This is a genomic window from Curtobacterium sp. VKM Ac-2887 (genome assembly GCF_015350935.1).
Lineage (GTDB): Bacteria > Actinomycetota > Actinomycetes > Actinomycetales > Microbacteriaceae > Curtobacterium.
This window is the reverse complement of the sequence record NZ_JADKSB010000008.1, coordinates 58,687-72,256: the sequence shown is the minus strand read 5'-3', so window position 1 is coordinate 72,256 and position 13,570 is coordinate 58,687. Positions and strand designations below refer to the sequence as shown.

Genomic DNA, 13,570 nt, shown 5'->3' with positions numbered 1-13,570 from the left:
GGTGCGGACGGGGTGGTGGGGATGGTGCGGCTCAGACGGCGTGCGCGGCCGCCGCGGCGGACTTCGCAGCCGCCGCCGTGGACGCGGCGAGTGCCGCCTGGGCCATCTCGCGGGCCTGCTCGAGCGTGTGCTGACCGAGTTCGGCGCGCACGTCGGCCAGGGCCGCGGGGGTCATGGAGAGGGTGGTGGCGCCGAGGCCGACGAGCACGACGGCGAGCAGCGGGTCGGCTGCGGCCTCACCGCAGATGCCGACGGGCTTGCCCGCGTCGGCACCGGCCGCTCCGAGCTGCGCGACGAGGCGCAGGACGGCGGGGTGCCACGGGTCCTGGTACGACGCGACGGTGCCGAGCATGCGGTCGGCGGCCATCGTGTACTGGGTCAGGTCGTTCGTGCCGATCGACACGAAGTCCGCGTTCTGGAAGACCTGTTCGGCCATCAGGGCGAGCGACGGCACCTCGGCCATCACGCCGGCGGTGCGGATGCCGAGCTCGCGGGCCAGGGTGACGAAGTACTCGGTCTCCTCGGCGTCGGCGACCATCGGCGCCATGACCCAGAGGTCGGCCTCGGTCGCGGCGTCCGCCTGGGCCAGTGCGACGAGCTGGTCGCGCAGCACCTCGGGGTGGTTGCGCAGCGCACGGAGCCCGCGACGGCCGAGCGCCGGGTTCTCCTCGTCCTTGTCGGTGAGGAACGGCAGCGGCTTGTCGGCACCGGCGTCGAGCGCACGGACGACGACCTTCTTGCCCGGGAAGGCGGCGAGGAGCTGACGGTAGGACTCGGTCTGCTCGTCGACGGTCGGCGCCTTCGGCGAGTCGAGGAAGAGGAACTCGGTGCGGAAGAGCCCCACGCCCTCCGCACCGAGAGCAACGGCGCCCGCGGCGTCGGCGGGGCTGCCGAGGTTCGCGAGCAGGGGCACGACGTGGCCGTCGGCCAGGGCACCGGCGGTGAGCGGTGCAGCGGCCGCGGCGAGCCGGTCGGCGATGCGCTGCTCGACGTCGGCCACCAGGGCCTCGGACGGGTCGGTGACGACGGTGCCGGCGACGGCGTCGACGACGATCGGCTGCCCGTCGGCCAGGTCGTCGGCACCGGTGACGCCGACGATCGCGGTGATGCCCTTGGCGCGGGCGAGGATCGCGGTGTGCGAGGTCGGGCCGCCGTCGCGGGTGACCAGCGCGAGGACCTTGTCGAGGTCCAGCAGTGCGGTGTCGGCCGGAGCGAGGTCACGGGCGACGAGGACGAACGGGGTGTCCGACTCGGGGACACCGGGGGCGTGCACGCCGCGGAGCTTCGCGATGATGCGCTGGGCGACGTCGTCGAGGTCGGCTGCGCGCTCCCCCATGTAGCCGCCCATGCCGACGAGCAGGTCGCGGAACTGCGCGAACGCCTCGTACACGGCGCGTTCCGCGTTGGTGCCGCCGTCGATGCGCGTGTGCACGTCGTCGAGGAGGGTCGGGTCCTGCGCCATGAGCGCCTGCGCCTCGAGCACGGCCTGGGCGTCGCCGCCGGCGAGCTGTCCGCGCTTGTTGAGGTCCTCGGCCACCGCGGCCAGTGCGTCGTGCACGGCCTGCTTCGCGTCGTCCGCCGAACCGGTCAGGGCGTCCTTCGACGGTTCGCCGAGCGGGTCCGCCATGCGGAGCACGGGGCCGTGGGCGACGCCACGACCGACGCCGGTGCCGAGCAGTTCGGACATTCGAGACTCCTTCATCTCACACGCGCTTGCGGTGGGGTGTTCGTTCGGTGCGCGCACGGCTGAGACGGGACCTCGCCGGTGCGGCTGAGCAGCACACTACCCCGATCCGCGTTGACAAACAAACACATCCGGGGATAAAAATGCAGAAACAGATGCCCGTTTGCGTCTGGCGGCCAGCCGCTCCGGCTCGGTTCCGTCAGGTTCGTGCCCGGTCATGTCCGTTCCGTTCCGACCAGGAGACGACGAGGTCCGATGTACGCACCAGAACGCCACCAGCGCATCGTCGAGCAGGCGCGCGCGCAGGGGCGGGTCGACGTCAAGGACCTCGCCGAGCTGCTCGAGGTCACGCCAGAGACCATCCGCCGCGACCTGACGAGCCTCGAGCGCCGCGGGTTGGTCCGACGCGCCCACGGCGGCGCGATCCCGGTCGAGCGCATCACGATCCACCCCGGCGTCGGCGACCGCGGCGGCATCAACCAGGCCGAGAAGATGGTCATCGCCGAGGCCGCGCTCGAGGAGCTGCCGGAGAACGGCTCGATCATGATCGACGCCGGCACCTCCACCATCTGCCTCGCCGAGATGCTGCCGACCGACCGCGGACTCACCGTCGTCACGCACTCCCTTCCTGTCGCGATGGCCGTCGCGAACCGCCCGGGCATCGACCTGCACCTGCTCGGCGGCAACATCCGCAGCGACTCCCTGGCCGGCGTCGGAACGTGGACGCACCAGCTCATCGGCATGGTGAGCGTCGACGTCGCCTTCGTGAGCATCAACGGGATCACCCCGGAGCGCGGCCTGACGACCCACAACATGGCCGAGGCCGCGGTGAAGTCGGCGATGATCAAGTCCGCCCGCCGCAGCATCCTGCTCGCCGACCACACCAAGTTCGGCCGCGAGGAGTTCGGCCGCGTCGCACCCCTCGCCGCCATCGACACGATCATCACCGACCCCGCCGTCAACCTCGACCTGGTCCGCGAGGTCGAGGCCGCCGGCACCGAGGTGTTCTGGCCCGGTCGACCCTGACCGCTCGCCCGACCCGCCCATCCGGCGCTCGCTAGCATGAGCGCACCACCCATCGACAGGAGTACATCGATGTCCGAAGCCACCCGCACCGTGACCGTCGCCAGCGCGTCCGGCCTGCACGCGCGCCCCGCGTCCCTCTTCGTCCAGACCGTGACGGCCTCCGGCCACCAGGTCACGATCGCCAAGGGCGACAAGTCCGGCAACGCCGGCAGCATCCTCGCCCTGCTCGGCCTGGGCATCGAGAACGGTGATGAGGTCAGCCTCACCGTGACCGGCGACGACGCCGAGACCACCGCCGACAGCCTGGTCGAGTTCCTGCAGACGGACCACGACGCGGCCTGATCGCGCGGATCCGACGGCCGGCCCGCGCCCCCGAGGTTCCGAAATCTCGTCATCTCGGCGTCCCCCACGTCGGTCTGTGGAACCTCGGCGGACGGCACGCGGCGAGTCGTGGAACCTCGAACCGGTGCGGTCCGGGGCTGTCGGCGCCCGCCGATAAGGTGGTCGGCATGACACGCCTGCGCCTCGCATCCGTCAACGTGAACGGCGTCCGCGCCGCCTTCCGCAAGGGCATGGGCGACTGGCTCGCCACCCGCGACGTCGACGTGCTCGCCCTGCAGGAAGTCCGTGCGTCGAGCGAGGACCTGGCCGGTCTGCTCGGCGACGAGTGGGACATCGTGCACGACCCCGCGACCGCCAAGGGCCGGGCGGGTGTCGCGATCGCGTCCAGGCACTCGGCCCAGATCCACCGCGTCGCCCTCGGACCGGACGAGTTCGACTCCGCCGGCCGCTGGCTCGAAGCCGACTACGAGATCGGCGGCACCACGGTCACGGTCGTGTCCACCTACGTCCACTCGGGCGAGGTCGACACCCCCAAGCAGGACGAGAAGTGGAAGTTCCTCGACGCCATGACCGAGCGGCTGCCCGCCCTCCGCGCGCACAACCCGCTCGCCGTCGTCGTCGGTGACCTCAACGTCGGGCACGACCAGCGCGACATCAAGAACTGGAAGGGCAACGTCAAGCGAGCGGGCTTCCTGCCGCGCGAGCGTGCCTACTTCTCGCGCTTCTTCGGTGCCGACGGCGAACCGGTCGAGGGCGCTGACGGCTCGACGGGCCCGGGGCTCGGCTGGGTGGACGTCGGGCGTGCGCAGGCCGGCGACGTCGAGGGGCCGTACACGTGGTGGTCCTGGCGCGGCCAGGCGTTCGACAACGACACCGGCTGGCGCATCGACTACCAGATGGCCACGCCCGACCTCGCGGCGAAGGTCACGGAGTACACGGTCGACCGCGCCGCGGCGTACGACCAGCGATGGTCCGACCACGCCCCCGTGGTCGTCGACTACGAACTCTGATCCCCACTCGTTGCGCTCCACCTGACCCACAGGAACACCACCATGACCAAGACCCGCATCTTCTCGGGCATCCAGCCGTCCGCCGGCTCGCTGCACCTCGGCAACTACGTCGGGGCGCTCATGCAGTGGCGCGACCTGCAGGACGACTTCGACGCCATCTACTGCGTCGTCGACATGCACGCGATCACCTCACCGCAGGACCCGGCCGAGCTCCGCGCGAGCACCCGGGCGACGGCCGCGCAGTACATCGCGTCGGGCATCGACCCGACGAAGTCGACGCTGTTCGTGCAGTCGCACGTGCCGGCCCACGCCGAGCTCGCCTGGGTGCTCAACACCCTCACCGGGTTCGGTGAGGCGAGCCGGATGACCCAGTTCAAGGACAAGTCGGCGCGGCAGGGGTCCGAGGCCGCATCGGTCGGGCTCTTCACGTACCCGGTCCTGATGGCCGCAGACATCCTGTTGTACGACACCAAGGTCGTGCCGGTCGGCGACGACCAGCGCCAGCACGTCGAGCTCACCCGCGACCTCGCCGGACGCTTCAACTCGCGGTTCGGCGACACGTTCGTCGTGCCCGAGGCCCGGATCGGCACCGAGACGGCGCGCATCTACGACCTGCAGGACCCGACGAGCAAGATGAGCAAGTCGGCGGCGTCCGACAGCGGCCTGATCCGGCTGCTCGACGACCCGAAGCGCACCGCGAAGAAGATCAAGTCGGCCGTCACCGACGACGAGCGCGAGATCCGCTCCGACCGGCAGGCGAAGCCGGGCGTGACGAACCTGCTCGCGATCCTGTCCGCCTTCAGCCGGACCCCCGTCGCCGAGCTCGAGGCATCGTTCGCGGGCAAGGGCTACGGGGACCTCAAGGGCGCGGTCGCCGACGCCGTCGTCGCCGAGCTCGAGCCGGTGCGCACCCGCACGCTCGAGCTGCTCGACGACCCGGCGGAGCTCGACCGGCTGCTCGCCGTCGGCGCGGACCGTGCCGAGTCCATCGCGCAGGAGACCCTGGCGCGCGTGTACGACCGGATCGGGTTCGTCCCGCGCTCGCGCGGCTGACCGTGCTGCCGGTCACGCTGGAGTCCGCTCGGGTCCGACTCGACGTCCCGACCCGGGCGGACACCGCGGCGATCACCGACGCCTGTCAAGACCCGGACATCGTCCGCTGGACGACGATCCCCACGCCGTACCGCGAACAGGACGCACGGACCTTCGTCGACGCCCTGGTCGGCCCCGGCTGGGCGTCGGACCGCGAGTACACCTGGGCGATCCGTCGCAGTGGGTCCTCCTGGCTCGAGGGGATCATCGGCTACCGCACCGCCGGCCGCGACCTCGGCTTCTGGCTGGCGCCCTCGGCCCGCGGTGCCGGGTTGATGCACGATGCGGTGGAGCTCGTCGTGGACTGGGCGTTCGAGGATGGTGCTCCGGACGTCTACTGGGAGTGCTACGAGGGCAACACGGCGTCGGCCGCGGTCGCCCGCAGCGCCGGGTTCTCGTTCACCGGCGTCGGGCCCGCCCGGATCCCCGGACGCGACGGCGGACCGACGACCGCCTGGACCGCTCTGCGCCGGGCCGACGGTGCGCTCGCATCGGACCTCCCGTGGCCCGACGCTCCGTGACGCAGCGCTCCGTGACCCGGTCCCGCATGACGCAGCGCCTCGTGACCCAGTCCCGCATGACGCCGCGTTCCCGACGATGACGCGTCACCGATCTACCGCCGGTAGGCTCGATCCGTGAGCGACACGGCACGACCCACCGAGGTCCGGGCGATGCGCCGCGGGCTCGAACTCGCGGCCCTCGGGCCCGTCGTGGGCGACCACGCACGAGTCGGCGCCGTGATCCTCTCCCCCGCCGGCGACGTCCTCGCCGAAGGGTGGCACAAGGGCGCCGGAACCCCGCACGCCGAGGTCGACGCGATGGCGAAGGTCGATCCGGCACAGCTCCGCGGCGCGACGGCCGTCGTCACCCTCGAACCCTGCAACCACACCGGCCGCACCGGCCCCTGCGCCGTCGCCCTGATCGAGGCCGGGGTCGCCCGTGTCGTGTACGCGATCGACGATCCGGGCGCGGACGTGCACGGCGGTGCCGACCGACTCCGCGCCGCCGGGGTCGACGTCGTGTCCGGTGTGCTCGCCGACGAGGCCGAGGCGTTCCTCGAACGGTGGCTCCTGTCGGTCCGCCTCGGACGCCCGTGGGTGACCGTGAAGTGGGCCTCGAGCCTGGACGGCCGCGCCGCGGCTGCCGACGGGACGAGCAAGTGGATCACCGGCGCCGCAGCCCGACAGCACGTCCACGAGCAGCGTGCCGCGCACGACGCGATCCTGGTCGGCACCGGCACCGTGCTCGCCGACGACCCGAGCCTGACCGCTCGGGGTGACGCGGGCGAACTCCTCGCCGACCAGCCGCTCGCGGTCGTGCTCGGTGACCGCGCCGTCACCGATGACGCCGCGGTCCGTCGACACCCCCGTGGGCTCGTGACGCTGCCGGGGCACGACCTCGCCGCGTCGCTCGCCGCCCTGCGTGGGCACGGCGTGCACTCGGTGTTCGTCGAGGGCGGCCCCACCGTCGCGTCCGCGCTCATCGCCGCCGGGCTCGTCGACGAGTACCTCGTGTACGTCGCCCCGATCCTGCTCGGTGGACCCCGGGTCGCCCTCGACGACCTCGGGGTGGGAAGCATGTCCGGGCGTCGGCGGTTGGACGTACTATCGACCACCAGCCTGGGCCCTGACCTGCTGGTCCGAGCCCGACCGCAACGCAGCGCGACAGCGCAGCCGCAGCCAGCGCCACCACAGCAGCAGACACCGCAGCAGCACGACGCAGCACCCGGGTTCGGAGACGACGGGCCCACGAACGACCGGAGCACCCCATGACCGACGCGCTGACCTCCTCCACCCCGGGCAGCCCCGTCCAGTTCGAGGTGTCGACGAACGTCCCCACCACCCACGGCACGTTCCAGATGCGCGCCTACCGCGACCTCGTGACCGGCGCGGAGCACGTCGCGATCATCGGCGCGCTGCCCGACGGGTCCGCCCCGTCCGACGGCGCCCTGGTCCGCGTGCACTCCGAGTGCCTGACCGGCGAGGCGTTCGGCTCGCTGAAGTGCGAGTGCGGGCCCCAGCTCGACGCCGCGCTCGACACCATCGCTGCCGAGGGCGGAGTGGTGGTCTACCTGCGCGGGCAGGAAGGACGCGGCATCGGGCTCATCAACAAGCTCAAGGCCTACCGCCTGCAGGAAGACGGCCTCGACACGCTCGACGCCAACCTGGCGCTCGGGCTGCCGGCCGACTCCCGTGCGTACGGCGGCGCCGCGGGCATCCTCGCCGAACTCGGGATCACCCGCGTGCGACTGCTCTCGAACAACCCCGAGAAGCGTCGCCAGCTCGAGGAGCACGGCATCACCGTCGAGTCGCTCGTGCCGCTGGTCGTCGGCGTCTCGGCGCAGAACGCCGGCTACCTCGACACCAAGCGCGACCGGATGGGGCACCAGCTGCCCGCGCACCTCGAGGCCGGCGCCAGCGCCGGGGCGGGCGCCGGCGCAGGAGCCGCCAGCTGACTCTGGGCTGATTCGCAGGTGGGCGACATCTGTCGTACGATGTTGTCTTCCGTCACAAGCGGTCCCCCACCAACCGAACGCACCCGATCGGTGCCCGCGCCACCCTGCGCGAACCGATCGGTGTCCGCCGTTTCGGGTATCCGTGCTCCCTGCCAGGAGCGCGCACCACGGAAGACCACACGACACCCATGACCGCCGCACCGGCACCAGCAACCCCGACCTCAGCTCCGGCACCAGCAGGCAACCCGCGCTCGCGCGTCGTCATCGCCAGCCTCGTCGGCACCTCGATCGAGTTCTACGACTTCTACGTCTACGCGACGGCCGCGGTCCTCGTCTTCCCGACGCTGTTCTTCCCGAACGAGGACCCCACGGCATCGCAGCTGTCGTCGTTCGTGACGTTCGCCCTCGCCTTCTTCGCGCGGCCGATCGGGTCGATCGTCTTCGGGCACTTCGGTGACCGGGTGGGCCGCAAGACCACCCTCGTCGCGTCGCTGCTCGTCATGGGCACCGCGACGTTCCTGATCGGCTGCCTGCCGACCTTCAGCACCATCGGCGTGTGGGCGCCGGTCCTGCTCGCCGTGATGCGCTTCGCCCAGGGCGTCGGCCTCGGCGGCGAGTGGTCCGGTGCGGCACTGCTCGCCACCGAGAACGCCCCCAAGGGCAAGCGCGGCGTCTTCGGTTCGATGCCGCAGCTCGGCGCACCGATCGGCTTCCTGCTCGCGAACGGCCTGTTCATCGCGATCAACGCCGCGATGCCCGCCGGTGCCGACGGCACCCCGAACGCCGACTTCCAGGCGTGGGGCTGGCGCATCCCGTTCCTGCTCTCCTCGGTCCTGGTCATCGTCGGGCTCTACGTGCGCTTCAAGCTCGTCGAGTCGCCGGTGTTCCGCGGCGTGCAGGAGTCCGGCACGGTCGCGAAGATCCCGCTGGGCCGGGTGTTCCGCACCTCGTGGAAGGCGCTCATCGTCGGCACGTTCGGCATGGTCGCGACGTACGTCCTCTTCTACTTCATGACCACGTTCACGCTGTCGTACGGCACCACCGGTGCCGAGGCCGGTCCGCTCGTCCCGAAGGTCGGCCTCGGCTACAGCCGCGGTGAGTTCCTGACGCTGCTCATGATCGGCGTCGTGTTCTTCGGCATCTTCACCCCGATCGCCGGCATCCTGGCCGACAAGTTCGGGCGCCGGAAGACCCTCATCCCGACCACGATCGGCATCGCGCTGTTCGGTCTGACGTTCCAGTTCTGGTTCGCGGCGTCGCAGGGTCCGATCACGGTGGTGACGTTCCTGATCGTCGGGCTGTCCCTGATGGGGCTGACCTTCGGGCCGATGGGTGCGCTGCTGCCGGAGCTGTTCCCGACGAACGTCCGGTACACCGGCTCGGCGATCGCGTACAACGTCGCGTCGATCCTCGGTGCCTCGCTCGCACCGACGATCGCCCTGGCGCTGTGGCAGGCCGACGGCAACATCTTCCTGGTCGGGCTGTACCTGACGATCGCCGCCGTCGTGACGCTCGTCGCGCTGCTCTTCGTCCGTGAGACGAAGAGCAAGGACTTCACCGACGCCTGAGGCGTCACCACGGACGGACGGGAGGCCCGGTGCCAGCTGGCACCGGGCCTCCCGTCCGTCCGTCGTCGCGTCCACCGCACGGCGCAACCCTGTCCGTCAACTCAGGTTGACAGTTGTCGGCACGTCAATGTAGGTTGACAGCCATGGACCGACCGACCATCACGAGCCTCGCGGCCGGAGCCTCCGGGGACGACCCGTTCTCCGCCCTCGCCAACGTGCGCGAGCTCCGCCGTGAACTCGACCGGACCGAAGAGCTCGCTGCCCGTGCCGCCCGCAACGCCGGGGCGTCGTGGCAGGAGATCGCGACCCTGCTCGGTGTCAGCCGACAGGCAGTGCACAAGAAGTACGGCAGAAACTAGGAACACGATGAGTCTCCCCTTCGCGCGCCCCAAGAAGACCGACGGCCCCCGCGCCACCTTCGGCCGCCTGTTGTCCTACCTGTTCGAGAACAAGCCGGCGATGGTCGTCATCATCGTGCTGAGCATCCTCGGCGCCGGGGCGTCGCTCGCGCAGCCGCTGCTCGTCAACCAGGTCGTCACGGCGGTGCAGCAGGGCAACACGCTCAGCACGCTCGTCTGGCTGCTCGTCGGGCTCGTCCTGGTCGCCGGCGTCCTGAACGGTGTGCAGCACTTCCTGCTGCAGCGTGCGGGCGAGGGCGTCGTGCTCTCCACGCGCCGCAAGCTCATCGCCCGCATCCTCAACCTGCCGATCTCGGAGTTCGACACCCGTCGCACCGGCGACCTGGTGTCCCGCGTCGGCAGCGACACCACGCTCCTGCGCGCCGTCCTGACCCAGGGCCTGATCGAGTCGATCGGCGGCGCGCTGACCTTCATCGGCGCGATCATCGCGATGGCGATCATCGACCCGCTGCTGCTCGTGATCGTGGTCGTCATCGTCCTGGTCGCGATCGTGGTCGTCGGCGGACTGAGCCGGCGCATCCGGGTCGCGTCGAAGCGTGCGCAGGAGAAGGTCGGCGACCTGACCGCGGCCGTCGAGCGCGGCATCGGCGCCGTCCGCACCATCCGCGCGGCCGGTGCCACCGAGCGCGAGGTGCACGAGGTCGACGGACACGCGACCGAGGCCTACCAGCGCGGCCTCGACATCGCGAAGATGTCCGCGTTCGTCGTGCCGGTCGCGAGCATCGTCATGCAGGTGGCGTTCATCGCCGTGCTCGGCGTCGGCGGGGCCCAGGTCGCCGCGGGCACCATCACCATCGCCACGCTCATCACGTTCATCCTGCTGCTCTTCATGATGATCATGCCGCTCGGCCAGGCGATGGGTGCGGCCGTCGCGGTCGCCCAGGCGCTCGGTGCGCTCGGCCGGATCGAGGAGATCCTGCACCTGCCGACCGAGGCGCAGGACGACGCCGCTGCGCGCCCCGCCGCCGCGGTGGCCTCCGACGACGCCATCACGTTCGAGCACGTCACGTTCCGGTACTCGGCTGCAGCGGATGCGTCCGGTCCGGACGGCGCCGTCGCGTCCGGCGCGGTGGATCGACCGGGAGGCCCGGATCGGCTCGCCGACGAGCGTCCGGCCGACGACGTGGTGCTCCACGACGTGTCGTTCCGTGTTCCCCGCGGCTCGCGGGTCGCACTCGTGGGTCCGTCGGGTGCTGGCAAGTCGACGACCCTCGCCCTGATCGAGCGGTTCTACGACCCGACCGAGGGCGTCATCCGGCTCGGTGGCATCGACGTCCGGGGCATGGACCGCCAGGAGCTCCGCGCCCAGATCGGCTACGTCGAGCAGGACGCCCCGGTGCTCGCCGGCACCATCCGCGCCAACCTGCTGCTCGGTTCGCCGGACGCGACCGAGGACGACTGCGTCCGCGTGCTCGAGGCGGTCAACCTCGGCGAGGTCCTGCACCGCGACCCGCGTGGGCTCGACGCCCAGGTCGGCGAGGACGGCGTGATGCTCTCCGGCGGCGAGCGTCAGCGGCTGGCCATCGCCCGCGCGCTGCTCGCCGCTCCCCCGATCCTGCTGCTCGACGAGTCGACGTCGTCGCTCGACGGCGTGAACGAGCAGAAGATGCGGCTGGCGATCGACGCCGTCGCCGAAGACCGCACCCTGCTCGTCATCGCGCACCGGCTGTCCACCGTGGTCGACTCCGACGTCATCGTCGTGCTCGAGCACGGCCGGGTCGTCGGCGCCGGCACGCACTCCGAGCTGGTCGAGTCGACGCCGCTCTACCGCGACCTGGCGAAGCACCAGCTGCTGGTCTGAGCCCCGCCGTCGGGCCCGTTCAGGCGGCGAACGGGTCCGGGGTGAGCACGTACACGGTCTCGAGGTACTCCTCGATGCCCTCGTGCGAGCCCTCGCGGCCGAGCCCGGACGACTTCACCCCGCCGAACGGGAACGCTGCGTTCGACACGACGCCGGTGTTCAGTCCGAGCATCCCGGTCTCCAGGCGTTCGGCGAGCCGCTGCCCGCGCGGGAAGTCCGTCGTGAACGCGTAGGCGATGAGCCCGAACTCGGTGTCGTTGGCGAGCCGGATGCCCTCGTCCTCGGTCGCGAAGCGGGTGATCGACACGACCGGTCCGAAGATCTCGGTCGTCAGGATCTCCGATCCCGGCTGGACGTCGTCGAGCACCGTGGGCGCGTAGTAGGTGCCGGGCCGCTCGACGCGGTGTCCGCCGGTGACGAGCCGTGCGCCGCGGGTGACCGCGTCGTCGACGAGTCCAGCGGCCTTGTCCACCGCACGGTCGTCGATGAGCGGGCCCATCGTCGTGCCGTCCTCGGTGCCCCGGCCGATGCGGAGCGCGTCGACCTTCGCGGTGAGGGCGGCCACGAACGCGTCGGCGATGCCGTCCTGCACGAAGAACCGGTTGGCGGCCGTGCAGGCCTCGCCGACGTTCCGGAACTTCGCGAGCATCGCAGCGGTGACGGCGGCGTCGAGGTCGGCGTCGTCGAACACCAGCAAGGGGGCGTTGCCGCCGAGCTCCATGCTCGTCCTGAGCACGTTGTCCGCCGCCTGCTTGAGGAGCGCGGACCCGACCGGCGTCGATCCGGTGAAGGTGAGCTTGCGGAGGCGACGGTCGGCGATGATCGGCTCGGACAGGCCCTTGGCGTCGAGGGACGGCACCACGTTGAGCACGCCGTCCGGCAGCCCGGCACGGCGGAACAGCTCGACCAGGAACAGCGTGGTCAGCGGCGTGAGCTCCGCCGGCTTCACGACGACCGAGCAGCCGGCCGCCAGTGCGGGGCCGATCTTCCGGGTCGCCATGGCGAGGGGGAAGTTCCACGGGGTGATCGCGTACACCGGGCCGACCGGACGCTTCAGGACGATCGCGCGACCGGTGCCCTCGGGGTTGGTGCGGTAGTCGCCGCCGATGCGGACGGCCTCCTCCGAGAACCAGCGGAGGAACTCGCCGCCGTAGACCACCTCGCCGCGGGCCTCGGCCAGGGGCTTGCCCATCTCGAGCGTCATCAGGGCGGCCAGGTCGTCCTCGTGCGCGCGCACCAGGTCGAACGCGCGGCGCAGCACGTCGGAGCGCTGGCGCGGTGCGGTGGCCGCCCACTCCTGCTGCGCGGCGACCGCGGCGTCGAGCGCGGCGATTCCGTCCTCGGGGGTGGCGTCGGCGACCTCGGCCAGGACGTCGCCGGTCGAGGGGTCGCGGACGGCGAACGTCGCGCCGCTCGTCGACGGGCGCCAGGACCCGCCGATGAACAGGCCGGTCGGCACGCCCTGCACGGTGACGTGGTCGTCGCCCACGGTCGTGGTGAGGTCGCCGGTCGTGGTGCTCGTGTCGGTGCTGGTGTCGGTGCTGGTCTCGGTCACAGCTGTGCTCCTCCGGGGTTCGCGAGCCCCTCGTCCATGTCGCTGCGGTCGACGTGCCCGCCGGCCGCTCGGATGTCGTCGAGCGCGCGGGCGCTGCGCTCGTCGTCGACGCCGGCCACCAGGTCCTCGTAGACCGCGACGTCGATGCCGGCAGCGCGGGCGTCGAGGGCCGAGGCCCGGACGCAGTGGTCGGTGGCGATGCCGACGATGTCGACGGAGTGCACCCGGTGCTCGGTCAGGATCTCCGGCAACGGCACGCCCGACTCGGTCCGGGCCTGGAACGCCGAGTAGTCCGGCGTGCCCTGGCCCTTGAAGACGTCGACGTCGATCGGCTCGGTGTCGAGCTCCGGGTGGTACTCGGCGCCCGGTGTGCCGGCCACGCAGTGCACGGGCCACGTGTCGACGAAGTCGGGGCCCTCGGGTCCGGCGAAGTGTCCGCCGTTGTCGTCGTCGCCGTGGTGCCAGTCGCGGGAGCCGACGATCAGGTCGTACTCCTCGGCGTGCCGGCCGAGGAACGCGCTGATCCGTTCCGCGAGGGCCGCGCCCCCGGTGACACCGAGCGCACCGCCCTCGGTGAAGTCGTTCTGGACGTCGACGATGAGGAGAGCCCGTGCCATG

At 71.4% G+C, this 13,570-nt stretch carries 12 protein-coding genes and 1 pseudogene; 10 read left to right on the top strand and 3 right to left on the bottom strand.

From position 1 onward, the window contains the following. Positions 1–31 precede the first annotated feature (31 nt). Positions 32–1,687: a phosphoenolpyruvate--protein phosphotransferase gene (gene ptsP / locus ITJ69_RS10910; protein ID WP_194672764.1), complete on the bottom strand. Its 1,656-nt coding sequence runs from the start codon at positions 1,685–1,687 to the stop codon at positions 32–34. Positions 1,688–1,939: 252 nt separating this feature from the next. Here ptsP and ITJ69_RS10905 point away from each other — a divergent pair, with 252 nt between their 5' ends. The 10 genes and pseudogenes from ITJ69_RS10905 (at position 1,940) to ITJ69_RS10860 (ending at position 11,397) form a co-directional block, all read left to right on the top strand. Continuing rightward, positions 1,940–2,710, top strand: a complete 771-nt coding sequence (locus tag ITJ69_RS10905) for a DeoR/GlpR family DNA-binding transcription regulator (protein ID WP_111086639.1) — start codon at positions 1,940–1,942, stop codon at positions 2,708–2,710. Positions 2,711–2,779: 69 nt separating this feature from the next. After that, positions 2,780–3,052, top strand: coding sequence for an HPr family phosphocarrier protein (locus tag ITJ69_RS10900; protein WP_111086640.1), 273 nt, complete (start codon positions 2,780–2,782; stop codon positions 3,050–3,052). 167 nt (positions 3,053–3,219) lie between these two features. Continuing rightward, a complete protein-coding gene (locus ITJ69_RS10895) occupies positions 3,220–4,062 on the top strand; it encodes an exodeoxyribonuclease III (protein WP_123292347.1) in 843 nt (280 codons plus the stop codon). A 42-nt stretch (positions 4,063–4,104) separates the two neighbouring features. Beyond that, the gene (gene trpS / locus ITJ69_RS10890) at positions 4,105–5,115 is read left to right on the top strand and encodes a tryptophan--tRNA ligase (RefSeq protein WP_111084195.1); all 1,011 of its coding nucleotides are present in this window, start codon (positions 4,105–4,107) and stop codon (positions 5,113–5,115) included. Positions 5,116–5,117: 2 nt separating this feature from the next. Then, a complete protein-coding gene (locus ITJ69_RS10885) occupies positions 5,118–5,675 on the top strand; it encodes a GNAT family N-acetyltransferase (RefSeq protein WP_185094245.1) in 558 nt (185 codons plus the stop codon). A gap of 150 nt (positions 5,676–5,825) precedes the next feature. Continuing rightward, a complete protein-coding gene (gene ribD, locus ITJ69_RS10880) occupies positions 5,826–6,926 on the top strand; it encodes a bifunctional diaminohydroxyphosphoribosylaminopyrimidine deaminase/5-amino-6-(5-phosphoribosylamino)uracil reductase RibD (RefSeq protein ID WP_228505457.1) in 1,101 nt (366 codons plus the stop codon). A 29-nt stretch (positions 6,927–6,955) separates the two neighbouring features. After that, positions 6,956–7,609: pseudogene (ribA, locus tag ITJ69_RS10875) on the top strand (GTP cyclohydrolase II); the annotation flags it as partial. 188 nt (positions 7,610–7,797) lie between these two features. Beyond that, positions 7,798–9,177, top strand: coding sequence for an MFS transporter (locus tag ITJ69_RS10870; RefSeq protein ID WP_194672762.1), 1,380 nt, complete (start codon positions 7,798–7,800; stop codon positions 9,175–9,177). Between the two features lie 143 nt (positions 9,178–9,320). Continuing rightward, positions 9,321–9,536: a helix-turn-helix domain-containing protein gene (locus tag ITJ69_RS10865; RefSeq protein WP_123292166.1), complete on the top strand. Its 216-nt coding sequence runs from the start codon at positions 9,321–9,323 to the stop codon at positions 9,534–9,536. A gap of 7 nt (positions 9,537–9,543) precedes the next feature. Then, the gene (locus ITJ69_RS10860; protein ID WP_194672761.1) at positions 9,544–11,397 is read left to right on the top strand and encodes an ABC transporter ATP-binding protein; all 1,854 of its coding nucleotides are present in this window, start codon (positions 9,544–9,546) and stop codon (positions 11,395–11,397) included. Between the two features lie 19 nt (positions 11,398–11,416). On the opposite strand, the gene ITJ69_RS10855 is transcribed toward ITJ69_RS10860, so the two are convergent. Both ITJ69_RS10855 and ITJ69_RS10850 read right to left on the bottom strand, forming a co-directional pair. Further along, positions 11,417–12,886 (bottom strand): NAD-dependent succinate-semialdehyde dehydrogenase, encoded by a 1,470-nt coding sequence (locus tag ITJ69_RS10855; protein WP_416354933.1) that lies wholly within the window; start codon positions 12,884–12,886, stop codon positions 11,417–11,419. A gap of 62 nt (positions 12,887–12,948) precedes the next feature. After that, positions 12,949–13,569 (bottom strand): isochorismatase family protein, encoded by a 621-nt coding sequence (locus tag ITJ69_RS10850; protein WP_131845653.1) that lies wholly within the window; start codon positions 13,567–13,569, stop codon positions 12,949–12,951. Position 13,570: the final 1 nt, after the last annotated feature.

What these genes read in the sequence shown, in the direction of transcription:
- ptsP (WP_194672764.1), bottom strand. Translation starts at nt 1,687, where the DNA reads ATGTCCGAACTGCTCGGCACCGGCGTCGGTCGTGGCGTCGCCCACGGC.
- ITJ69_RS10905 (WP_111086639.1), top strand. Translation starts at nt 1,940, where the DNA reads ATGTACGCACCAGAACGCCACCAGCGCATCGTCGAGCAGGCGCGCGCG.
- ITJ69_RS10900 (WP_111086640.1), top strand. Translation starts at nt 2,780, where the DNA reads ATGTCCGAAGCCACCCGCACCGTGACCGTCGCCAGCGCGTCCGGCCTG.
- ITJ69_RS10895 (WP_123292347.1), top strand. Translation starts at nt 3,220, where the DNA reads ATGACACGCCTGCGCCTCGCATCCGTCAACGTGAACGGCGTCCGCGCC.
- trpS (WP_111084195.1), top strand. Translation starts at nt 4,105, where the DNA reads ATGACCAAGACCCGCATCTTCTCGGGCATCCAGCCGTCCGCCGGCTCG.
- ribD (WP_228505457.1), top strand. Translation starts at nt 5,826, where the DNA reads ATGCGCCGCGGGCTCGAACTCGCGGCCCTCGGGCCCGTCGTGGGCGAC.
- ITJ69_RS10870 (WP_194672762.1), top strand. Translation starts at nt 7,798, where the DNA reads ATGACCGCCGCACCGGCACCAGCAACCCCGACCTCAGCTCCGGCACCA.
- ITJ69_RS10865 (WP_123292166.1), top strand. Translation starts at nt 9,321, where the DNA reads ATGGACCGACCGACCATCACGAGCCTCGCGGCCGGAGCCTCCGGGGAC.
- ITJ69_RS10860 (WP_194672761.1), top strand. Translation starts at nt 9,544, where the DNA reads ATGAGTCTCCCCTTCGCGCGCCCCAAGAAGACCGACGGCCCCCGCGCC.
- ITJ69_RS10850 (WP_131845653.1), bottom strand. Translation starts at nt 13,569, where the DNA reads ATGGCACGGGCTCTCCTCATCGTCGACGTCCAGAACGACTTCACCGAG.